The sequence below is a fragment of the Candidatus Pelagibacter sp. PS_10_02 genome (genome assembly GCF_059418005.1).
The window spans coordinates 195862-218547 of the sequence record NZ_CM182076.1 but is presented as its reverse complement, the minus strand read 5'-3'; the positions used below and the strand labels follow the sequence as shown (position 1 = coordinate 218547).

The window sequence follows — 22686 nt, the reverse complement described above, 5'->3', positions numbered from 1 at the left end:
AAAAGTGTCTAAATTTAAACTAAGTACCTATTATATAAAAAATAAAGTCAAGCTTGCCTTAAATGAAGACCTTTATCCAGATGGAGACATTACATCAAATTTAATCAAAAATGATAAATCTATTAAAGTTAAACTAATTTCCAATCAACCAGCAATAATTGCAGGATTAGAATTTGCAAAACACACATTTAAGCTAATAGATAATAAAATAAAATTTACTATTAGGAAAAAAGAAGGTTCAATTGTAAAAAAAAATGACGTTATTGCAACAATACAAGGTAAGGCTGAAAATATTTTAATTGGTGAGAGAGTTGCATTAAATTTTTTGAGTCATATCTCTGGTATAGCAACTAAAACCAATCAATTTGTTAAATTAGTTAATAAGAACTGTAAAATTTGTTGTACCAGAAAAACAATTCCAACTTTAAGAATAATACAAAAATACGCTGTAAAGTTAGGTGGTGGAACAAACCACAGATTCAATTTAAGTGATGAGTTTTTAATTAAAGATAATCATATAGCAAGTTCTGATATTAAAACTTTAGTTTTACTGGCTATAAAGAATAAAAAAGGAAGAAAAATTACGGTTGAAGTTGATAATCTTAATCAACTTAAAAAAATAATAGGTCTAAAGTTTGATACGGTCTTATTTGATAATATGAATTTAAAAACACTAAAAACTGGTGTTAAAATCGCAAAAAAATACTATGAAACTGAAGCATCAGGAAACGTCAATTTAAAATCCATAAAAAAAATTGCAGCAACAGGTGTAGATAGAGTTTCTATTGGTAGTATCACTCATAGCGTTTCAGCTGTTGACTTTAAATTAGAGATTTAATTTTTTTTGATATTTCTGCTTGAGCAGCGGCCAATCTTGCAACTGGTACCCTATAAGGTGAGCATGAAACATAATCCAAACCTACTTTTGAGCAAAAATGAATACTTTTTGGATCTCCCCCATGTTCTCCACAAATTCCAAGTTTAATTTTTTTATTTGTTTCTCTGCCTTTTTTTACTGCAATTTCGACAAGATCACCTACGCCATCATCTATGGAAACAAAAGGGTCTATTGAAAAAATCTTATTATCAAGGTAATCATTTAAAAATTTTCCACTATCGTCTCTACTCAAACCAAAAGTTGTCTGAGTTAAATCATTAGTGCCAAAGCTAAAAAACTCCGCATGTTTTGCTATGTCATTAGCTTTTATAGCTGCTCTAGGGAGCTCAATCATAGTTCCTACCAAATAATCAATTTTAACTTTTTTATCTTTTTGAACTTCTTGTGCAACTCTTATTACTAGATCTTTCATTATTTTAATTTCAGCTTCAGTCGATACAAGAGGAATCATTATTTCAGGAAATGCTGATTTGATCTTCTTAATCTTTAAATCAGATAAAGCTTCAAAAATTGCCTTACATTGCATTTCATAAATTTCTGGAAAGGAAATTCCCAATCTACAGCCTCTATGTCCTAACATTGGATTCTGTTCATGTAACTCATTAATTCTAGACTCTATTTCCTTCAATGGTAAGCCTACTACATTTGCTACATCATTTATTTCTTTTTCTGTTCTAGGAAGAAACTCATGTAAAGGAGGATCTAGCAATCTAACTGTTACTGGCAAATCACTCATAATTTTAAATATTTCAATAAAATCATTTCTCTGATGTGGTAATAGTTTTGATAAAGCTTTATTTCTATCATCAACTGTTTTTGACAGGATCATTTCTCTTACTGATAAAATTCTTTCTTCATCAAAGAACATATGCTCTGTTCTACAAAGACCAATACCTTCGGCACCAAAGTCTCTTGCAGTTTTTGTATCAAGTGGAGTTTCTGAATTAGTTCTAACCTTCAACTTTCTGAAACTATCTGCCCAACTCATTAATTTTGAAAAATCCCCAGAAATTTCTGGTTTAACTGTTGGAACTTCTCCAAGAATAATTCTACCAGTTGAACCATCAATTGTAATTATCTGTCCTTCTTTAACTTCAATTGAAGATGTTTTAAAAGTTTTTGCTTCATAGTTGATGTCAATTTCACTTGAACCAGAAACGCATGGTCTTCCCATACCTCTTGCCACAACTGCCGCATGACTAGTCATTCCTCCTCTAGCAGTTAAAATTCCTTTTGCAGCATGCATTCCATGAATATCTTCTGGAGAAGTTTCAACTCTCACTAAGATTGTATCTTGCATCATATCATTTAATCTTTCAGCCTCTTCTGATGAAAAAACAACTTTTCCACTTGCTGCACCTGGAGATGCAGGCAATCCATTTGCTATTACATTAACTAAACTTTTTTCATCAAGTGTAGGATGTAATAAGGTATCAAGTAAAGCAGGATCTATTCTCATTACAGCCTCTTTTTTTGACAGCAATCCTTCTTTAACCATATCTACGGCAATTTTAACTGAAGATTTTGAAGTTCTTTTTCCAGATCTTGTCTGTAACATCCAAAGTTTATTATTCTCCACTGTAAACTCTACATCTTGCATGTCTTTGTAGTGTTTTTCTAAAACCTTTAATATTTTATCTAGTTGCTTAAATACTTTTGGCATAGACTCTTCCATAGATGCTTCTTTAGCTTTAGCATCCTTACGAGCTTTTTTTGTGATATATTGTGGTGTTCTTGTTCCAGCTACCACATCTTCACCCTGTGCATTAATTAAGTATTCTCCGTAAACTTCATTAGAGCCATCAGATGGGTTTCTAGTAAAGACAACTCCTGTTGCACAATCATTACCCATATTACCAAAAACCATGGATTGTACATTAACAGCTGTACCCCACTCTGCTGGTATTTGATTTAATTTTCTATAAACCTTTGCTCTATTACTCTCCCAAGATAAAAAAACTGCATTTATTGCTCCAAGCAATTGCTCAAATACATTTTGTGGAAATTCTTTTTTTGTTTGATCTTTAACAACTTTTTTAAAATCATTAATTAACCCTTCCCAATCACTAGCATCTAAATCTGTATCTAAAAGCACACCTTTTGTTAATTTATAATTTTCAATTAACTCTTCAAAATGATAGCTCTCCACCCCCATTACAACATTTCCATACATTTGGATAAATCTTCTATAACTATCTTTTGCAAATCTTGTATTTGAAGTTTTATTGGCTAGAGCTATTGCAGTTTTGTCATTTAAGCCTAAATTCAAAATTGTATCCATCATACCTGGCATTGATACTCTAGCACCAGATCTAACAGACAATAATAATGGATTTTTTAAATCACCAAATTTTTTTCCTACTTCTTTTTCAATAATTCTTAATTCTTTTTTGATACTATTAATTATTTTGGAATTTAATTTTTTTTTATCTTTATAAAATAATTCACAAACTTTAGTTGAGATTGTAAAGCCTGGTGGGACAGGTAGCCCCATTCTTCCCATTTCTGAAAGATTAGCTCCCTTACCACCTAAAAAATTTTTAGGACTCTTTATCTTTTTAGACTCTTTAGATTTAAAATTTAATATCAGTTTATTCACTATTTAGTCTCTATGTTAGAAAAATTAATATAATTGTTAAATGTTCTACATAACATTTGTAAAAGTTCCAATCTGTTTTTTTTAATATTTTTATCCTCATCATTGACTTTTACGTTATCAAAAAAATCTGAAATTACTTTTTTTGCACTCGCTAAAACTATTAGTGTTTCCTTATAATTTTCATCTTTGTTAATGCTGCTAAAATATTTCCTTAATTCATTTATCTTTTTAAATAGGTTTTTTTCATAATCATTTTTAAAAATACCAGGGTCAGTTGTATTTGATAATTCAATGTATTTATCTTTTAACTCACTACTTAATATACTTGATGCTCTTTTATAATTTATGACAATATCCTCTCCAATTTCTTTAGAAATAACGCTATTTAATGTTGATGCCTTATTATATATTTTATTCATATTATCTAAATTGTGAGAACTAACGCTCGCTTCAATAATATCTCCTCTAATTTGTTTTTCTTTCATATAATATTTAAGCCTATCCATCAAAAATTCTGTTAATTCTTTTTGATGCGACTCATTAGTTAACTCAAAACCTTGGTCTCTATGCAGGGATGTTGAGTAACTGATTAAATCTTTAATTTTAAAATCTTTATTGTTATCAATTAAAAGCTTTACGACACCCAAAGCAGATCTCCTTAGTGCATATGGATCTTTTGAGCTTGTAGGTTTTTGATTAATACCAAAAAATCCAACTAGGGTATCAATTTTATCAGTAAGAGCTAAAGCTATACTAAATGGCTTTTTGGGTGTTTTGCTATCAAGACCGGATGGCAAATAATGTTCACGAACAGCGAGAGATATTTCCTTATCAAAGCCTTGTACTTCAGAAAAATAACCACCCATTATTCCTTGAAGCTCTGGAAACTCACCAACTAAATCTGAGATTAAATCTACCTTACAGATTGATGCTGATAACTCCACTTGATCTTTGCTAATTAATAATTGGTCTGAAATCATTCCTCCTAGTTTTCTCATTCTTTGGATTTTATCAAAATAAGAGCCCAATCCTTTAAAGTAATTCATGTTTTTCAATTTGGAAACTTGTTTAACAAGATTTTGGGATTTATTCTTTTCCCAAAAAAATTGAGCATCACTTAATCTTGCATCAACAACTCTCTCATTACCCGATTTTATAAAACCCAACGTATCCTTGTTATTTGCAACAACTAAAAATTCATTTGTGATCTTTCCGTTTTTATCGAAGGTTGGAAAATATTTTTGATGATATTGCATTGTAATTATCAAGATTTCTTTAGGTATATCTAAAAATTTTTCATCAAATTTACAAACTATAATATTTGGTTGTTCAACTAAATCGGTAACCTCATCTAAAAGTTTCTTATTAGCCGCAATAGTAAAATTTTTTTTTTGAGATATTTTTTCAAATTGCTTTATAATAAATTCTTTTCTTAAAGATTGATTAATAATAATTCCTGAATGGCTAAAAAACTTTTCATAATTTTTGAAATTTTTAAAATTTTTTTTCTTATCTTCAAATTCTTTATCTACAAAGGTTGTATTGGAAGAGCTTAAATGATGGAATTTAAAGTTTAAATTTTTACCATCGAAAATACCCAATATTGATTTTAAAGGTCTCGCCCAATTTAAACTATAATTCCCCCATTTCATTGATTTCTTCCATTGAAGATTTTCAAGTATTATTGGTGTTTGCTCTTGTAATAAATTAATTGTGTTAGTCTTTTTAGAAGATTTTATATAAAAATAAAATTCACCTTTTTCTATTTTTTTTTTAAATAAGTCTTTTTTTTCTATTTTATTTGATCTTATAAAGCCCTCTAATGCTTTTTCTGGTGCACTTATAATTGGTCCTCTTATTTCTTCTTCTTTTTGTATTACTTCTTTAGATAATCCCTCAAATAAAATTACAAGGCGATTTGGTGTTGAAAAAGATGTACTTTTTTTAAATACAATTTTCTTTTCTGAAAAAAGTTTGTGAAAACTCTCTAATAGTGTTTTACGAGCATTTTGTTGTAATCCTGCGGGTATTTCTTCACTAAATAATTCTAAAAAAAATTCAGACATTAATCTATTTGGCTACTCAACCACATTTCTGCAACTGCCTTGGTAATATCTCTAATACGTCCAATATATCCTGCTCTTTGAGCAACACTTATGGCTCCTCGTGCATCTAAAATATTAAATACATGACTAGCTTTTAGGCATTGATCGTATGCAGGTAATGAAATTTTTTTTTCTACTAATGCCTTTGCTTCAAATTCATGCATATCAAACATTTTAAATAGATTATCTGTATTGGCATGTTCAAAATTATATGCTGAGAATTCTTTTTCAGCTTGCAAAAATACTTCTCCATATTTAATACCTTCATCATTCCACAAAAGATCATAAACATTTTTTTTTTGCTGAGTAAACATACATATTCTTTCTAAGCCATATGTGATTTCCACTGATACAGGTTTACATTCTATGCCGCCCATTTGTTGAAAATAAGTGAATTGTGTAATTTCCATACCATCACACCAAACTTCCCATCCTAATCCTGCTGCTCCTAACGTTGGACTTTCCCAGTCATCTTCCACAAATCTAATATCATGTTCTTTATGATTAATGCCAATTACTGACAGGCTATTTAAGTAAAGTTTTTTAATATTATCTGGTGATGGTTTAATCAAAACTTGAAATTGATAATAATGCTGCAATCTATTTGGATTATTTCCATACCTACCATCTGTAGGTCTTCTTGATGGTTGCACATAGGCAGCCTTCCAAGGTTTTGGTCCTAATGATCTTAATGTCGTTGCAGGATGAAAAGTACCAGCTCCAACTTCTATATCATATGGCTGAAGGATTAAACAACCTTGCTTGCTCCAATACTTTTGAAGATTCAGAATTATATCTTGAAATGATTTTGTTTTTTTATTTTTGATTTTTTCTTTAGAAGCCATATCTTTGCCAGATAGATCTTTCCTCCAAAATAGTTGCCAACTGGTCAACTTGATTTACAGAAGAAGAAAATTTTTTGCTAAACCATCCTTTTGGTTTTTCAAATTTTTTGATAACAACATCCTCTCCAAATTTTTCTTTCAAAATTTGACTAGCATCACCTAATTCATCAATTAAACCTAGTTCTTTTGCTTTACTGCCAGCCCAGAACTCACCCGAAAAAAGTTCAATACCATCTTTTTTTAATTTAGATCCTCTGCTTTCTTCAACAACATCTATGAAATCTTTATGCAAGTCTAGTTGAATACTTTTAAGTCTATCTATATCCTCTTTTTTTTCATCTTGGAAAGGATCCAGCGAACTTTTATTTTTCCCAGCAGTATGCACTCTTCTTTCAACACCAATTTTTTTTATAAGTTCGGTGAAACCAAATGAAGAATATATAACTCCTATGGAGCCAATGATTGAGCTTGAGTTTGCGTATATTTCATCCCCCGCACATGCTATTAGATAGCCTCCTGATGCAGCAACATCTTCAGCAAAAACTATTACTTTAATATTATTCTTTTTTGCTTGAGCTCTTATGAATTTATATATTAAATGAGATTGAACTGGTGATCCTCCAGGGGAATTTATGGTAATTGCTACAGCTTTAGCTTTTTTTAGAGAAAATGCTTTTTTTATTATCTCTTCTTGACCTGCAAAATCAATACCCTGCTTAAATTTACCAGCATTTCCAATAACTCCATTTAATCTAATATGGGCTACTATTTTTTTCTTTTTAAAAAAAGAGAACATTGTTAATCCTTACAGAATTTTTGATTTAATATAAAGCCTACTTATAGTTGAAGATTAAGGTGCGTCAATTGATAAGTAATAAATATAACTGAATTATACTAACTTAATAATTATGGGCACTGTAGTTCAACTAAGAAATCAAATAAATAATTCTTACTTTCAACTGAAAGATTCTGTTGATGAAAAATTAGTTCTTGTTGAAGAAAAAATTAAATCAAAACTCATAAGTGATGTAGATTTAGTTCAAAAAATGACTGATTACCATATATTAACTGGAGGAAAAAGACTAAGAGCCTTGTTAACTCTTGGATCCGCTAAATTGTGTGGCTACACAAAAGGTAGCAGAGATATTAATTTGGCAGCTTGTGTTGAGATGATACATGGTGCTACTCTTATGCATGATGATGTAATTGATCTTGGAAATATAAGACGAGGAAAAAAAACTCTTAACTCAATTTGGGGAAATCACTCTTCTGTATTAATTGGAGATTACCTTCTTAGCAGATGTTTTGAAATGATGGTAGAGGATGGTAATTTAGAAGTTTTAAAACTTTTATCTTCAACATCGTCTAAAATAGCTCAGGGAGAAGTTTTACAACTTCAGTATAAAGGAGAAACAGACATGCTTGAGGAAACTTATCTTAAAATAATTACAGCTAAGACTGCAGAACTTTTTTCAGCGGCCACTAAAGTTGGTGCAATTTTATCAAATAGTGAAACTAAAGAAAAAGAAGCTTTGGAGTTTTATGGAAAAAATTTAGGATTAACTTTTCAAATTGCAGATGACACTTTAGATTATAATTCTAATCTTAAAAATTTTGGTAAAAAAATTGGTAAAGATTTTTTTGAAGGTAAAATTACCCTTCCAGTGATTTTATTATTTCAAAAAGTTAATTCTTTAGAAAAAGATAAGTTACAAAATATTTTTAAACAAGAAATTAGATCTAAAGAAGATTTAAGTTTTACACTAGATCTAATTAATAAATATAAGATTATTAAAGAATGCTATAAAAAAGCAGAACATTTTATAAACCTTGCATCTAACTCATTAAGTATTTTTAAAAATAATGAAGAGAAAAAAATTTTAGAAGATCTTACTTCGTTTAGTCTTGAAAGAAGTTTTTAAGGGCTTAATAGCGTTCTATTCCACTCATCATTATCATCTTTAGTAAATTTAAGCCTCTCATGGATTCTGCTACTTCCATCTAACCAAAATTCAATACTTGAAGGTTCTAAAATCCAGCCTGACCAATAATTTGGTCGTGGAACATTATTTTTATCTTTATATTTTTTTTTATAATCTTCTATCGATTTTATTAAATCATCTCTACTATCTAATACAGAGCTTTGTTTGGAGGCCCATGCACCTATCCTACTTTCATAGCTTCTAGAATTATAATATTGGTCAGCTGTCTCATCTGTAACTTTTTTAACTATACCATTTACTCTTACTTGTCTCAAAAGACTTTTCCAATGAAAACACATTGCTGCTTTAGGGTTTTTTTTTAATTCATTACCTTTTTGACTTTCTAAGTTAGTATAAAAAACAAATCCTTGCTTATTAAAATCTTTTAATAAAACCATTCTTACTGAAGGAAAATTATTGAGATCAGATGTGGCCAATGCAAGGGCATTGGGATCGTTAGACTCTGACCTTTTTGCCTCATTCATCCAAACTTCAAATAGCTTTATTGGGTCTTTAATATCTAAAAAGCAACTATTAAGTCCTAGTGAGTTTTTTTGATTCATAATTTTAACAAAATAATCTATATAATATAGATAATGTCATTTAATACTTTTGGAAAGCAATTTCGTTTCACAACATGGGGAGAATCTCACGGTCCTGCTCTAGGGTGTGTAGTTGATGGATGTCCACCAAATATTAGTTTAAAAGAACAAGATATACAAAAAGAATTGGATAGAAGAAAACCTGGACAATCAAAATTTACCACTCAAAGAAAAGAAGATGATAAAGTTCAAATTTTATCAGGTGTATTTGAAGGAAAAACAACAGGGACTCCAATATCTTTAATTATTTATAATAAAGATATGAGATCAAAAGATTACGGAAATATTAAAGATAAATTTAGACCTGGCCATGCAGATTTTACATACTTTAAAAAATATGGAATAAGAGATTACCGTGGAGGTGGAAGATCATCAGCTAGAGAAACAGCGGCTAGAGTTGCAGCTGGAGCAATTGCGAAAAAAGTTTTGGAAAATAAATTGGGTAAGAAATTCAAAGTTATTGGTGCTGTTACGCAGCTAGGTATACTTGGATGTGATACAGCTAAATGGTCAGATAAAATTATCAATCGAAACCCTTTCTTTTGTCCTGATAAGAATATAATAAAATTGTGGGAAAAATATTTATTGAATATAAGAAAATCAGGTTCTTCTTGTGGGGCAATTATTGAGATAAGAGCAAGAGGAGTTCCTGTTGGATTAGGTGCTCCCATATATTCTAAATTAGATATGGATATTGCTTCTGCTATGATGAGTATTAATGCTGTCAAAGGAGTTAATATTGGCTCAGGTATGAATTCAGCTCAATTAAGTGGAGAACAAAATTCTGATGAAATTTCTCAAAAAGGAAAAAAATTAAAATTTAATTCAAATAATGCAGGAGGCATATTAGGTGGAATTTCAACTGGTCAAGAAATTATTGCATCTTTTGCTGTAAAACCAACTTCTTCTATTTTATCAACTAGAAAAACGATTGATAAATTTGGAAAAAATACAACTATTTCTGTTAGAGGTAGACATGATCCATGCGTTGGAATTCGAGCGGTTCCTGTTGGGGAAGCTATGATGAATTGTGTTTTATTAGATCATTACCTGATGAATAAAGCTCAGTGTGGATAGATCTATTTTAATTTTTAACTACTTTAATTGACTCTTTATCAAAAAGAACATCGTGTATCTTTTTTGAAATTTGTGAAGCATTTAAACCAGCAACATCATACATTTTTTTTGGATCATCTTGTTCTATAAAAATATCTGGTAATGTCATTGATCTAAATTTCAAACCTTTATCAAATATTCCTTTCTCTGCTAATAAATTTTTAACATGAGAACCAAAACCACCAATTGAACCTTCTTCTATAGTTATCATCAAATCATGTTCTCTAGCACATTTTAAAATAAGTTCTTGATCTAAAGGTTTTGCAAATCTTGCATCAATGATTGTGGGGTTAATGCCTTTAATTTTAAGCTTCTCTGCTGCAATTTTACACTCCTCCAACCTAGTTCCTAAACTTAAAATACAAACTTGTTTTCCATTTTGAATAACTCTTCCCTTACCTATTTCTATAGTTTCATCTATAGTTGGAAGTTCCAAACCAACTCCAGTTCCTCTGGGGTATCTAATTGCACATGGCTTGTCATTAATGTGTACTGAAGTATTGATCATTTTTATAAATTCAGACTCATTACTAGGAGCCATTACTATAAAATTTGGTAAGGTTGATAAATAAGTAATATCAAAAGAACCTGCATGTGTAGATCCATCTGCTCCCACTAAACCAGCTCTATCTATAGCAAATCTTACTGGCAAACTTTGTATTGCTACATCATGAACAACTTGATCGTACGCTCTTTGTAAAAAAGTTGAATAAATTGCAACATAGGGTTTATAATTTTCTGTTGATAAACCAGCAGCAAAGGTAACCGCATGTTGTTCTGCTATTCCAACGTCAAACATTCTCTTTGGAAATTGTTTTGCAAAAATATCCATACCTGTGCCTCCTGGCATTGCTGCTGTAATACCAACTATCTTGCTATCCTTTTCAGCATGTTTGACTAGAGTATTTGCAAACACCTTTGTATAAGCTGGAAGATTTACACCACTTTTTACTTGTTCACCTGTAACTACATTAAATTTAGAAACACCATGATAATGATCACTTGCTTTTTCAGCAAATGAATATCCTTTTCCTTTTTGCGTTTTAACATGAATCATAATTGGTCCTTGATGCTTAGAGTCTCTTGCATTTTTTAAAATTGGAACAAGTGTATCCAGATCGTGTCCATCGATTGGTCCAACATAGTAAAATCCCAGTGAATTAAATAGTGTTCCTCCTGTAACAGCTGAACGTAAAAAATCCTCAGCTTTACCTGCATTTGCACTAAATCTTTTAGAAAAGGCTGAAGTAATTAATTTAAAAGTCTCTCTTAAGCTAAAATATATTTTACCAGAAAATAATTTTGCTAAATAAGTTCTCATTGCTCCTACAGGTTTAGCGATCGACATGTCATTATCATTTAAGACTACTATCATTTTAGTTTTTGAGGCCCCAGCATTATTCATTGCCTCATAAGCCATTCCTGCACTAATTGCACCATCACCAATAACTGCAATTACATTATTTGACTTGTTAGATAGCTTGTTTGCCTCAGCTATTCCTAGTGCTGATGAAATAGATGTTGAGCTGTGAGCTGCTCCAAATGGATCGTATTCACTCTCTGATCTTTTAGTAAAACCCGATAAACCATTTCCTTGTCTTAAAGTTTTAATCTTTGACTTTCTACCAGTTAAAATTTTATGAGGGTATGTTTGGTGACCTACATCCCATATTAATTTATCATTTGGTGTATCAAATACATAATGTAAGGCTACAGTTAGTTCTACAACACCTAGTCCAGCACCCAAATGTCCACCAGTTTGAGAAACTGCGTTTATCATCTCTGCTCTTAATTCATTAGATAAATCTTGAAGTTGACTCTCAGAAAGTTTCCTTAAATCTGCTGGAAAATTAATTTCTTTTAAATATTTATAATCTTCAGTCATTTATTTCTTTTTAAAATATAATTCAGTGTCTCATTTAAATTATTTGATTTAAAATTATGTTTATCTAAATCACTAATTATCTTAAATTTAATATTTTCACTATATTTAATAGCATTTTTGTATCCAAGTAAACTGATTAAGGTTGCCTTACCTTTTTTTTTATCTTTACCTGTTTTTTTTCCAGCAACTTTGGAAGATCCTTGATAATCTATTACATCGTCTGCTATCTGAAATAAGAGACCAACATTAGAACCAATTTTATCAAAAAAATTTATTTCTTTTGCTGATCTATTTTTTATTATTGGAGCAACAGAACAGCAGAAACTAAATAATTTTCCAGTCTTTTTTACTTCCATATTTATAATCTTATTTTTTGAAACTTTTTTTTTTTCAAAATTTAAATCTAAATATTGTCCTCCTGCTATTCCTAAATGACCAGAACATTCAGATAATCTTTTAATTAAAGACAATTTACTACTTTCACTTATTTTTAAATAAGAGCTACTTAAAATTTCAAAAGCCATTGTTAAAAGTGAATTGCCTGCAAGAACTGCTGTAGCCTCACCAAATTTAATGTGTGTTGAGGGTTTACCTCTTCTTAAAGCGTCATTATCCATGCAGGGTAAATCATCATGAATTAATGAGTATGCATGTATACATTCTACTGCTGCACCAATAGCAATTAATGTCTGATATTTAATCTTAAATATAGAACCAATATCTAATAAGATTTTTGACCTAATCTTTTTTCCGCCAGGAAATAAGCCATATTTCATTGCAGGAATTAATTCAGTTTTTTTTTGTTTGGTAATAAATTTTTGTAGAAATATATTTGTATCTTTTGCTATTTCTTTAAGCTTATTTCTCATTTTTTTTTGTTAATATTTTATTAATTCTATTTTTTGTTTCTTCATTAATTTTTTTATTGTCCTTATGAAATTTTTTTTCAATAATATTATTTAATCTTAACAACTTTTGATAATCATCTATAGAATTTTCTAGATCTTTTTTTTTTCTAGATATTCAATAATTTTATTTGCTTCAATTGTTAATTCTTCTAAAGAACCAGGGGTATTATCAAGTGGTAAATTTTTATCTTTCATATAATAATAATTATTAATATATGAAATCTTATCAATCAAAAATCAAAAAAGCGAAAAATTATCTTGATAATCATTATTGCATAGGTGTCCCTACAGAAACTGTCTATGGATTAGCGGCCAACGCCTACTCTAATAATGCAGTTAAAAAGATATATAAATTGAAAAAAAGACCAAAATCTAACCCCTTAATTGTTCACTATCACAATATCAAAGACTTAAAAAAAGATTGTTTGTTAAATGATAGTTTTATCAAATTGTATAAAAAATTCTCTCCTGGGCCGATTACATATGTCTTAGATTTAAAAAAAAATTCCAAAATTTCTAAAATAGTCACTAACAAAAAATCTAATTTAGCAGTAAGATTTCCTAAACATAAAATCTTTAGAAAATTATTAAAAGAGCTTGATTACCCATTAGCTGCTCCTAGTGCAAATATTTCAACAAAAGTAAGTGCTGTGCAGAGTTCAGATATTGTAGAGGATTTTGGAAATAAAGTTAAATATATTTTAGATGGAGGTCAATGTAAAATAGGTATAGAATCAACAATAGTTGATTTAAGAGATAAACCAAAAATACTTAGATTAGGTGGTCTTGAAATTTCTAAAATAGAAAAAGTTTTGTCTAAGAAAATTAAAATAAATATTAATCCTAAAAAAAAAATTTCTCCTGGCCAATCTAAAATTCACTATTCACCTGGTATTCCACTAAAAATGAATATTAAAAAAACTAAAATTGATGAGGCATATATTTTAATAAAAAAAAGAAAAAATCATTTATCTAATTATTTTTATCTGAGTAAAAAAGGAGATTTGAATGAAGCTACTAAAAACCTTTATTCCTGTTTAAGAAAAATAAAAAACAAAGGTTATAAATCAATTGCAGTAGAAAAAATTCCTAATGTGGCTCTTGGAAAAACAATTAATGACAGATTAATTCGAGCCTCTAAATTTTGATTAAAAAAAACCAATTGAACTAATCAATTTTTTAAAATTATATAAAAATAAGATGATGGTTGATAAAATTAATTTTGAAGCTAAGCAAATGAGATTGTTGGTTTACTTTGACTAAATAGATGTAGTAAAATAACAACAATAATTGGTGCGCCTGCTAGGAGTCGAACCCAGAACCTCCTGATCCGAAGTCAGGCGCTCTATCCAGTTGAGCTACAAGCGCGTATAGTATTAATATTATATTTTATGGAAAAAAACATTAATTTAATAGTTAAAGAAGATGAAAACAACCTCAGGCTTGATGTATTTATTAATAAACGTGAAAATTTGATTAGCAGAACAAGAATTAAAAATTTAATACTGAAAGAAAAATTAAAGCTAAATAATAAGATTGTTAATAGCCCATCCAAAAAAGTACTAATTGGTGATAAAATAACCCTTCAAATTCCTGAACCAAAAGAAGCTTCATTAAAACCTTATAATTTTAAATTAGAAATCATTTATGAAGATAGTGACCTTCTTGTAATAAATAAACCAGCTGGAATTATTATGCATCCAGGAGCAGGTAATTATGATGAGACAATTGTAAATGCTCTAATGCATTATAATAAAGACTCTTTATCTACAATTGGTGATGAACTGCGCCCTGGTATCGTTCATAGAATAGATAAGGACACTTCTGGATTAATTGTTATTGCAAAAAACAATGAAACACATGAAAATTTATCGCATCAATTTAGCGAACATTCAATTACCAGAGTTTACCAACTTTTAATCTGGGGAAAACTTAGACCTTCGTCTGGAAAAATTGATACGTTTATCACTCGAAGTTCAAAAAATAGACAAATGATGGAAGTAAGTAATTCTAAAGGTAAAAGAGCAATTACAAATTATAAAACTATTGAAGTTTTTGAAAATGACAAAACACCTACATTAAGTTTTGTCGAATGTAGATTAGAAACTGGACGCACGCACCAAATAAGAGTTCACATGACTCACATGGGTAATAGCATTATGGGTGATGGTAAATATAAAAAAAAATATAAAAAACTTAAAAATATTGACACAAATTTAGAAAATTTAATTTGTAAATTAAACAGACAATTTCTACATGCTCAAACGTTAGGTTTTATTCACCCAAAAACTAATGAGGAGATGGTCTTTACCTCAATTTTGCCACAAGAACTTGAAAATATTCTAACATTGCTTAGAAATACTAGTAAATAAAGTCTTGAAATAATATCACGGTCAACTAAATAAATACTAATCATGAGCACTACTATGAATAACAACCTGCCAACACTTTCTAACGAAGGTGGTCTATCCGCTTATCTTGAGCAAATTAAAAAGTTTCCTATGCTCGAGGCTGAAGAAGAATATATGTTAGCAAAAAATTGGAAGGCAACAGGAAATATAAAATCTGCAGAAAAGTTAGTAACAAGTCATCTTAGACTTGTTGCAAAAATTGCAATGGGATACCGAGGATATGGTCTTCCAGTAAATGAAATGATTTCTGAAGGAAATGTAGGATTAATGCAAGCTGTAAAGAAATTTGAACCAGAAAAAGGTTTTAGATTGGCTACATATGCAATGTGGTGGATCAAAGCATCTATACAAGAATATATATTAAGATCTTGGAGCCTAGTAAAAATAGGAACAACAACTGCTCAAAAAAAATTATTTTTTAATCTAAAAAAAATTAAAAATCAAATTGCACCTCAATCTGAAGGTGATTTAAGACCAGAACATGTAAATGAAATAGCAAATAAACTTGATGTTAGCAAAGATGAAGTAGTTTCAATGAATAGAAGACTGTCAGGTAAAGAATTTTCTCTTAATGCTCAAGTTGGTGAGGATGGAGATGAGTGGCAGGATTGGTTGGTTGATAAAGAATTAGATCATGATTTAAAATTTGCTCATCAAGAAGAGATGGTTCAAAGACAAGCTTTGTTAAAAGACTCCATAAAAATATTAAATGAAAGAGAAAGAGAAATTTTATATTCAAGAAGATTAAATGATGAACCTACTACACTGGAAGACTTAAGTAAAAAGTATAAAATTAGTAGAGAAAGAATTAGACAAATTGAGAATAAAGCTTTTGAGAAACTTCAAAAACACATGCTGTTATCTGCTAAATCAAAAAATTTACTACCTGTTAACTAAACTTCAAAAGGATTTTCTAAAAGAATAGTGTCTTCTCGTTCAGGGCTTGTCGAAATACTTGAAACCTTAGTTCCAATAAAGTCCTCTAGCGCATAAATATATTTTTTTGCATTTTCGGGTAAAGCCTCAATATTTTTTATTCCTTGAGTAGAGCTTTTCCATCCAGGAAAAGTTTTATAAATTGGTTTTATTTTTAGTTGATCTTCAACGGCTGCAGGCAAATAATCCATTCTTTTTCCATCCAATTCGTACTCAACACACATTTTAATTTCATCTAATTCATCTAAAACATCTAATTTAGTCAGTGCAATACCATCTATTCCTGAAATTTTAATTGTTTGTCTTACTAAGACCCCATCAAACCAACCACATCTTCTTTTTCTGCTTGTAACAGTACCAAATTCTTTTCCTCTTGACCCAAGTAATTCTCCAATATCATCGGTTAACTCAGTAGGAAAAGGACCTTCACCTACTCTTGTTGTGTAAGCTTTAGTTATACCAAGAACATAATGAATAGAATTTGGTCCACAACCAGTTCCAGTCGCAGCACTAGAAGCTACAGTGTTAGAGGATGTTACAAAGGGATATGTTCCATGATCAACATCAAGTAAAATTCCTTGTGCGCCTTCAAATAATATTTTCTTTTTTTGTTTTTTGAATTCATCAATTCTAAGCCATACAGGCTGAGAAAACTTAAGTATTTCTGGTGCAATTTTTAACAAGTCCGCTTTGAGTTTATCTTTTTCAAAGATTCTCTTACCTAGGCCTTTTCTAATTGCATTGTGGTGTAAAAGTACAGTTTCTAATCTATGATCAAGATTACTCTCTGACAATAAATCCATAACTCGAATTGATCTTCTTCCAACTTTATCTTCATAAGCAGGGCCAATTCCTCTTCTTGTAGTTCCAATTTTTCCTTTTCCAGCAGCATCTTCTCTTATCTCATCCATTTCTCTGTGAAATGGTAAAATTAAATTAGCAGATTCTGAAATTATAAAATTATCTATATTAACTTCAACACCTTTAGATTTAATTTCTTTAATTTCTTCCAATAATGCCCAGGGATCAACAACAACTCCATTGCCAATAATTGAAATTTTATTTTTTCTTACAATTCCAGAAGGTAACAACCTTAACTTATACGTGACTCCATCTATAACTAAAGTATGCCCCGCATTATGTCCGCCTTGGAATCTAACTACAACATCTGCTTGGTCTGACAGCCAATCAACGATTTTTCCTTTACCTTCATCTCCCCACTGTGATCCAACAACTACAACGTTTCTCATTATCTAAATTCTTTTTCTATTGTTATCGAGCTTAAATGGTTAATCGGTCCATGGCCTTTACCAAAGTTAATCTTAGAATTAATTGAATTATTTACATACTTAGTTGCAAGCTCACAAGATTTCTTTAGTGTTTTTCCACATCCAAAAAATGAAGTAATAGCTGAAGATAAAGTGCAACCAGTTCCATGTGTATTATTAGTTGTAATTCGATTGTTTTTAAAAATCATAATCTCTTTTTTATTAACAAAAATATCTTGGACTATTTTAGAATTTAGATGCCCCCCTTTAATAAATACATTTTTAGCACCAAGGTTTAATAGCTTGCTTGCTGCATAAATCATATCTTCTTTACTTTTAATCTTTGTATTAGTTAAGATTTCTGCTTCAGGAATATTTGGAGTAATTAAACTAACCATTTTAATCAATTTATTTTTTAGTAATTTTATTGCTTCATTATCAATTAGCTTTGCACCTCCTTTGGCTACCATAACTGGATCTAAAATAATTTTATTAACTTTTATTATGTCTAAAGATTTAATAACAGACTTGATAACTTTAGAAGAGTGCAACATGCCAATCTTGATTGCATCAGGCCTAATATCTTTTGAAGTAAATTCTATTTGTTTAGATATTTCTTTTGGATTTATTGGGATTATTGATTTTACACCTGTGGTATTTTGAACTGTAACTGCTGTGATTGCTGTCATGGCATAGGATCCTAGAGCAGTGACTGTTTTAATATCAGCTTGAATGCCAGCTCCACCAGAAGAGTCCGATCCAGCAATTATCAATATTTTTGCTTTAGGTTTCAATTTATTTTATTTTTTTCCTAATAATTTCTAAACAATTCAGTAAAAGTTTTTTATTTATACCTTCTCCCATAATCCTTATTTTAGATTCTGTTCCTGACTTTCTAACTAGGATTCTTCCCTGATTTTTTATTAATTTTTCAGCTTTTTTAATAGAACTTCTTACATCGATATTATTTATTATATTTTTATCTTTTACTTCAATATTTTCTAGGATTTGTGGAGTTTTAATAAAAGTATTAAAAAAATTACTAGCCCTTTTCCCTTTTCTTAGAGAAAATAATACTTCTAAAGCAACCAACAAACCATCTCCTGTAGTTGCAAATTTACCTAAAATAATATGACCTGATTGTTCACCTCCAAGATTAAAATTATATTTTTGCATTTTTTCTTTTACATATCTGTCCCCAACATTTGCTCTTATAAATTTTATATTCTTTCCTTTAAAAAATTTTTCTAAACCATAATTAGACATTAGAGTACCAATCACACCTCCTTTTAGCATTTTTTTTTGTTTCCACCTTAGAGCTATTGCTGCAATTATTTGATCTCCATCAATGATATTACTTTTTTCATCACACAAAATAATTCTATCAGCATCACCATCTAAAGAAATACCAAGATGTGCTTTATATTTTTTTACTGCATTTTTAATTTTATTTGGATGTGTTGAACCACAATTTTTATTAATATTTAATCCATTTGGTTTTGCACCAATTGTAAACACTTTTGCTCCAAGGGATTTTAATAATTCTGGACCTGCTTTATAGCCAGCTCCATTTGCACAATCTATTACGATTCTTAAACCTATAAGGTTAAAATCCTTTGGAAAATTTTTTTTTAAAATCTTAATATATTCATCATTTGCTGTTTCCAGTCTTTTAACTCTCCCTAATTTTTGTGGTCGACTTAAATTGTTATCAATTTTTTTATCAATTAATTTTTCTATTTTTTTTTCAATTTTGTCAGATAATTTTAGACCATCTGGTCCAAATAATTTTAGACCATTGTCGGAATAAGGATTATGTGAAGCTGTTATCATAATGCCCATATTGGCCTTCATTTTTCTTGTTAGCATTGCAAGACCATTCGTTGGTAAGGGACCCAAAGTATAAACATGCATGCCTGCTGAAGCTAACCCCGATACTAAAGCAGGCTCAAGTGTATAACCTGACAACCTAGTATCTTTTGCAATAATAGCTAATTGTTTTGTTTTTTTTTGAATTTTAAAATATGTTCCTGATGCTAATCCAAACTTGAAAAACATATCACCATTAATATTCTTGCTATTAACTAATCCTCTGATGCCATCTGTGCCAAAATATTTTTTTGTCATTATTTTTGGATTATGTTTTTAAATACTTTTATACTTTGCATTAATTCCTTTACGTCATGTATTCTCAAAATTTGCACCCCTTGTGAGGCTAAATAAAGAGACGAAGCAACTGTTCCCCCAGTTCTATTTTCTGTATCATTTATGCCTGCAATTTCTTTGATAAATCTTTTTTTTGACACACCCACTAATATAGGAAAACCAAGTGTATGAAAAATAGAAATATTCCTTATTAAATTCATATTATGTTTCAAATTTTTTCCAAAACCTATACCTGGATCAATTATAATATTATTATGTTTTATACCCTTCGTTCTTAACAGTTTTATTTTTTTTTCAAAAAAATCATAGATATCTAATAGTGCATTTTTATAGACTGGTTTAATTTGCATTGTTTCTGGTGTCCCTTGACAATGATGAATAACAAATGGTGTTTTATAATCTTTTAAGATCTCAATTGTTTTTTGATCATATTCTAGCCCTGAAATATCATTTATAATTTTAACTCCAAGTTTAATTCCTTTCTTCATTATTTCTGATTTTCTGGTATCTAATGATATTGGCAATTTTTTACTTATCTTCTTAATAGTATTTTCAATTCTTTTCCATTCTCTTGCATTGCTTACAGTTTGTGACCCTGGTCTTGTTGACTCACCACCTACATCAATAATATTTGATCCAAATTTAAATAAATTCATAGCATGAACTACGCCTCTATTTTTTTTATTAAATCTTCCTCCATCAGAAAAACTATCTGGTGTTAAATTTAACACACCCATTAAATTTGGAATATTATTTAAATTAAGATTAGCAAAATTTTTACTCTTTTTAGTAATGATGGAAAGATCTTTTGTAACTTTATTTCTTAAAAATTTTGGTAAATTCTTAACATCTTTTATCTGAATTGTTTTTTTTGAATTTCTAGAAATTATCTCAATTTCATTAAATGAAATTTTATTATTTCCTCTTAATGATAAATTAATTTTTTTCTTTACAAGATTAACTGATTTTTTTCCATGAGTAAAATTACACGCTCTTGTGTAATATTTTTTCATTAATTTTTAATGAACTATTTTTGGCTTAAGACCCATTGAGCTTAAAGCAGAGTCTTTATCATCATCTTCCACTTTTAAATCTTCTTTGTTGCTTGGGTATATATTTTTATTTATTAGGTTGTCTATCTCTTCACCAGTTAATGTTTCATAAACTAAAAGTGCTTTTGCAATTTTATGCAGATCATCAACCTTGGTTGTTAATATTTCTTTTGCTTTATTGTACCCTTCATCAACTAGTTTTCTTATTTCTTTATCTATTTTTTGAGCAACAGCTTCTGATACACTTTGTGTTCTAGCTACTGATCTGCCTAAAAAGACCTCTTCTTCATTTTCACCATATTCTACGGGTCCTAATTCTTCTGTCATTCCATATTTTGTTACCATCGCTCTAGCTAATTGTGTGGCTTGGTTTATGTCTGATCCAGCTCCACCACCAGCTCCTGTTGAAATATTATCTTTTCCAAAAATTACTTCTTCAGCCACTCTTCCACCAAAACAAACAGCCATTCTAGCTTTTAAAAACTTAATTGAATACCCATGCTTGTCTCGTTCAGGTAAATTCATTACCATTCCTAAGGCTCTTCCTCTTGGTATGATTGTTGCTTTATGTATTGGATCATAGCCTTCCATATTAAAAGACACAAGTGCATGCCCACCTTCATGATAGGCTGTTAATTTTTTTTCATCCTCTGTCATAACCATTGATCTTCTTTCGGCACCCATCATTACTTTATCTTTGGCTTCTTCAAACTCATCAAGAGTTACTATTCTTTTATTTTTTCTAGCTGCTAACAAAGCTGACTCATTAACTAAATTTGCAAGATCAGCCCCTGAAAATCCTGGTGTTCCTCTTGCAATAGTTCTTAAGTTAACATCTGGAGCCATCTTTATTTTTTTAACATGTACTTTTAAAATTTTTTCTCTACCAATAATATCAGGATTTGAAACAACTACCTGTCTATCAAATCTTCCTGGTCTTAATAAGGCTGGATCTAAAACATCTGGTCTGTTAGTAGCCGCAATAATTATGACACCCTCGTTTGTGTCAAATCCATCCATTTCAACTAATAATTGGTTTAATGTTTGCTCTCTCTCGTCATTTCCACCACCAAGACCAGCTCCTCTACTTCTTCCTACAGCATCTATTTCATCAATAAAAATTATACATGGGGAATGCTTCTTACCTTGTTCAAACATGTCCCTAACTCGTGAGGCACCAACACCAACAAACATCTCTACAAAATCTGAACCTGAAATAGTAAAGAAAGGAACCCCAGCTTCTCCTGCTATAGCTCTTGCAAGTAATGTTTTTCCTGTACCTGGAGGACCAACCAACAAACACCCCCTAGGGATTTTACCTCCTAACTTACTAAATTTTTTTGGATCTTTTAAAAATTCTACAACTTCTACAACTTCTTCTTTTGCTTCTTCAACTCCAGCAACATCGTTAAAAGTTACTTTTCCTTTTAACTCATTCATCATTTTAGCTTTGGACTTACCAAAGCCCATTGCGCCACCTTTTCCACCTTGCATTTGTCTCATAAAAAAAATCCAAACAGCTATTAATAACAACATTGGAAACCAGGATAATAAAATACCAAAAAGAGATGGCATTTTATCTTCTATTGGAGCTGCAGAAATACTTACTCCTTTACTAGACAGTTTTTCAATTAAATTAGGATCATTAGGTGAATATGTTGAAAAAGAGTCTCCATTAGAAAAAACACCTTTTATATTGTTGCCCTGTATTTCAACTTTTACAACTCCACCATTTTCTACCTCAGTTAAAAATTCTGAAAATATAATTGCATTATTTGCACCCATGCTAGCCTGTGGGTTTTTAAACATATTGTAAAGTCCAATTGTTAGAAAAACAATTACAGCCCACATTGCTAAATTTTTCATGTTCATAACCTTAAGATAATAATTATTGCTAATTAAACAAGTGTCAA

Annotated in this window: 18 protein-coding genes and 1 tRNA gene; 6 read left to right on the top strand and 13 right to left on the bottom strand. The window is 30.0% G+C overall.

The features are described 5' to 3' along the window. Window positions 1-4: 4 nt before the first annotated feature. Window positions 5-838, top strand: coding sequence for a carboxylating nicotinate-nucleotide diphosphorylase (nadC, locus tag AC5SL1_RS01175; RefSeq protein WP_494599978.1), 834 nt, complete (start codon window positions 5-7; stop codon window positions 836-838). Here the strand turns inward: nadC and ppdK are convergent. The 4 genes from ppdK to AC5SL1_RS01155 are packed head-to-tail and all read right to left on the bottom strand — an operon-like array spanning window position 822 to window position 7243. Next, window positions 822-3497 carry a pyruvate, phosphate dikinase gene (gene ppdK / locus AC5SL1_RS01170; RefSeq protein ID WP_494599977.1) on the bottom strand — a complete coding sequence of 892 codons (2676 nt, stop codon included), beginning with the start codon at window positions 3495-3497 and terminating at the stop codon, window positions 822-824. The two genes, nadC and ppdK, sit on opposite strands and share 17 nt — an antisense overlap. Further along, window positions 3497-5563, bottom strand: a complete 2067-nt coding sequence (gene glyS, locus AC5SL1_RS01165) for a glycine--tRNA ligase subunit beta (RefSeq protein ID WP_494599976.1) — start codon at window positions 5561-5563, stop codon at window positions 3497-3499. Before glyS ends, ppdK begins: the two co-directional genes overlap by 1 nt. Continuing rightward, complete coding sequence (locus AC5SL1_RS01160; RefSeq protein ID WP_494573367.1) at window positions 5563-6447, bottom strand: glycine--tRNA ligase subunit alpha; 885 nt, start codon at window positions 6445-6447, stop codon at window positions 5563-5565. The genes glyS and AC5SL1_RS01160 overlap by 1 nt, the downstream gene beginning before the upstream one ends. Continuing rightward, window positions 6437-7243, bottom strand: coding sequence for a S49 family peptidase (locus AC5SL1_RS01155; RefSeq protein ID WP_494580202.1), 807 nt, complete (start codon window positions 7241-7243; stop codon window positions 6437-6439). The genes AC5SL1_RS01160 and AC5SL1_RS01155 overlap by 11 nt, the downstream gene beginning before the upstream one ends. A gap of 112 nt (window positions 7244-7355) precedes the next feature. On the opposite strand from AC5SL1_RS01155, the gene AC5SL1_RS01150 reads away from it, so the two are divergent. Further along, the gene (locus AC5SL1_RS01150; RefSeq protein ID WP_494599975.1) at window positions 7356-8369 is read left to right on the top strand and encodes a polyprenyl synthetase family protein; all 1014 of its coding nucleotides are present in this window, start codon (window positions 7356-7358) and stop codon (window positions 8367-8369) included. Here the strand turns inward: AC5SL1_RS01150 and pdxH are convergent. Beyond that, entirely contained in the window at window positions 8366-8992 is a 627-nt protein-coding gene (gene pdxH, locus AC5SL1_RS01145; protein WP_494599974.1) for a pyridoxamine 5'-phosphate oxidase, read from the bottom strand. The genes AC5SL1_RS01150 and pdxH overlap by 4 nt on opposite strands. Window positions 8993-9025: 33 nt before the next feature. Here pdxH and aroC point away from each other — a divergent pair, with 33 nt between their 5' ends. Next, window positions 9026-10108: a chorismate synthase gene (gene aroC, locus AC5SL1_RS01140; RefSeq protein ID WP_494599973.1), complete on the top strand. Its 1083-nt coding sequence runs from the start codon at window positions 9026-9028 to the stop codon at window positions 10106-10108. A gap of 7 nt (window positions 10109-10115) precedes the next feature. Here the strand turns inward: aroC and dxs are convergent, their stop codons facing one another. Beyond that, on the bottom strand, window positions 10116-12032 hold the full coding sequence (gene dxs / locus AC5SL1_RS01135) for a 1-deoxy-D-xylulose-5-phosphate synthase (RefSeq protein ID WP_494599972.1): 1917 nt from the start codon (window positions 12030-12032) through the stop codon (window positions 10116-10118). Further along, on the bottom strand, window positions 12029-12901 hold the full coding sequence (locus AC5SL1_RS01130; protein WP_494599970.1) for a polyprenyl synthetase family protein: 873 nt from the start codon (window positions 12899-12901) through the stop codon (window positions 12029-12031). The genes dxs and AC5SL1_RS01130 overlap by 4 nt, the downstream gene beginning before the upstream one ends. A 254-nt stretch (window positions 12902-13155) precedes the next feature. Here AC5SL1_RS01130 and AC5SL1_RS01125 point away from each other — a divergent pair, with 254 nt between their 5' ends. Beyond that, window positions 13156-14088: an L-threonylcarbamoyladenylate synthase gene (locus AC5SL1_RS01125; protein ID WP_494599968.1), complete on the top strand. Its 933-nt coding sequence runs from the start codon at window positions 13156-13158 to the stop codon at window positions 14086-14088. 143 nt (window positions 14089-14231) lie between these two features. Here AC5SL1_RS01125 and AC5SL1_RS01120 read toward each other — a convergent pair. Beyond that, a tRNA-Arg gene (locus AC5SL1_RS01120) sits at window positions 14232-14308 on the bottom strand. A gap of 23 nt (window positions 14309-14331) precedes the next feature. On the opposite strand from AC5SL1_RS01120, the gene AC5SL1_RS01115 reads away from it, so the two are divergent. Both AC5SL1_RS01115 and rpoH read left to right on the top strand, forming a co-directional pair. After that, on the top strand, window positions 14332-15312 hold the full coding sequence (locus tag AC5SL1_RS01115; RefSeq protein ID WP_494586748.1) for an RluA family pseudouridine synthase: 981 nt from the start codon (window positions 14332-14334) through the stop codon (window positions 15310-15312). Window positions 15313-15366: 54 nt separating this feature from the next. Continuing rightward, window positions 15367-16248 (top strand): RNA polymerase sigma factor RpoH, encoded by an 882-nt coding sequence (gene rpoH / locus AC5SL1_RS01110; protein WP_494599966.1) that lies wholly within the window; start codon window positions 15367-15369, stop codon window positions 16246-16248. Here rpoH and AC5SL1_RS01105 read toward each other — a convergent pair. The 5 genes from AC5SL1_RS01105 to ftsH are packed head-to-tail and all read right to left on the bottom strand — an operon-like array spanning window position 16245 to window position 22639. Next, entirely contained in the window at window positions 16245-17537 is a 1293-nt protein-coding gene (locus AC5SL1_RS01105; protein ID WP_494599964.1) for an adenylosuccinate synthase, read from the bottom strand. The genes rpoH and AC5SL1_RS01105 overlap by 4 nt on opposite strands. Continuing rightward, window positions 17537-18349: a bifunctional hydroxymethylpyrimidine kinase/phosphomethylpyrimidine kinase gene (gene thiD, locus AC5SL1_RS01100; RefSeq protein ID WP_494599962.1), complete on the bottom strand. Its 813-nt coding sequence runs from the start codon at window positions 18347-18349 to the stop codon at window positions 17537-17539. The genes AC5SL1_RS01105 and thiD overlap by 1 nt, the downstream gene beginning before the upstream one ends. A gap of 1 nt (window position 18350) precedes the next feature. After that, on the bottom strand, window positions 18351-19682 hold the full coding sequence (gene glmM / locus AC5SL1_RS01095; RefSeq protein WP_494599960.1) for a phosphoglucosamine mutase: 1332 nt from the start codon (window positions 19680-19682) through the stop codon (window positions 18351-18353). After that, the gene (gene folP, locus AC5SL1_RS01090) at window positions 19682-20734 is read right to left on the bottom strand and encodes a dihydropteroate synthase (protein ID WP_494599958.1); all 1053 of its coding nucleotides are present in this window, start codon (window positions 20732-20734) and stop codon (window positions 19682-19684) included. The genes glmM and folP overlap by 1 nt, the downstream gene beginning before the upstream one ends. 6 nt (window positions 20735-20740) lie before the next feature. Continuing rightward, window positions 20741-22639 carry an ATP-dependent zinc metalloprotease FtsH gene (ftsH, locus tag AC5SL1_RS01085; protein WP_494580180.1) on the bottom strand — a complete coding sequence of 633 codons (1899 nt, stop codon included), beginning with the start codon at window positions 22637-22639 and terminating at the stop codon, window positions 20741-20743. Window positions 22640-22686 lie beyond the last annotated feature (47 nt).

What these genes read in the sequence shown, in the direction of transcription:
- ftsH (WP_494580180.1), bottom strand. Translation starts at nt 22,639, where the DNA reads ATGAAAAATTTAGCAATGTGGGCTGTAATTGTTTTTCTAACAATTGGA.
- AC5SL1_RS01150 (WP_494599975.1), top strand. Translation starts at nt 7,356, where the DNA reads ATGGGCACTGTAGTTCAACTAAGAAATCAAATAAATAATTCTTACTTT.
- AC5SL1_RS01130 (WP_494599970.1), bottom strand. Translation starts at nt 12,901, where the DNA reads ATGAGAAATAAGCTTAAAGAAATAGCAAAAGATACAAATATATTTCTA.
- AC5SL1_RS01115 (WP_494586748.1), top strand. Translation starts at nt 14,332, where the DNA reads ATGGAAAAAAACATTAATTTAATAGTTAAAGAAGATGAAAACAACCTC.
- rpoH (WP_494599966.1), top strand. Translation starts at nt 15,367, where the DNA reads ATGAATAACAACCTGCCAACACTTTCTAACGAAGGTGGTCTATCCGCT.
- AC5SL1_RS01125 (WP_494599968.1), top strand. Translation starts at nt 13,156, where the DNA reads ATGAAATCTTATCAATCAAAAATCAAAAAAGCGAAAAATTATCTTGAT.
- glmM (WP_494599960.1), bottom strand. Translation starts at nt 19,682, where the DNA reads ATGACAAAAAAATATTTTGGCACAGATGGCATCAGAGGATTAGTTAAT.
- pdxH (WP_494599974.1), bottom strand. Translation starts at nt 8,992, where the DNA reads ATGAATCAAAAAAACTCACTAGGACTTAATAGTTGCTTTTTAGATATT.
- AC5SL1_RS01105 (WP_494599964.1), bottom strand. Translation starts at nt 17,537, where the DNA reads ATGAGAAACGTTGTAGTTGTTGGATCACAGTGGGGAGATGAAGGTAAA.
- AC5SL1_RS01160 (WP_494573367.1), bottom strand. Translation starts at nt 6,447, where the DNA reads ATGGCTTCTAAAGAAAAAATCAAAAATAAAAAAACAAAATCATTTCAA.
- dxs (WP_494599972.1), bottom strand. Translation starts at nt 12,032, where the DNA reads ATGACTGAAGATTATAAATATTTAAAAGAAATTAATTTTCCAGCAGAT.
- glyS (WP_494599976.1), bottom strand. Translation starts at nt 5,563, where the DNA reads ATGTCTGAATTTTTTTTAGAATTATTTAGTGAAGAAATACCCGCAGGA.
- folP (WP_494599958.1), bottom strand. Translation starts at nt 20,734, where the DNA reads ATGAAAAAATATTACACAAGAGCGTGTAATTTTACTCATGGAAAAAAA.
- aroC (WP_494599973.1), top strand. Translation starts at nt 9,026, where the DNA reads ATGTCATTTAATACTTTTGGAAAGCAATTTCGTTTCACAACATGGGGA.
- AC5SL1_RS01155 (WP_494580202.1), bottom strand. Translation starts at nt 7,243, where the DNA reads ATGTTCTCTTTTTTTAAAAAGAAAAAAATAGTAGCCCATATTAGATTA.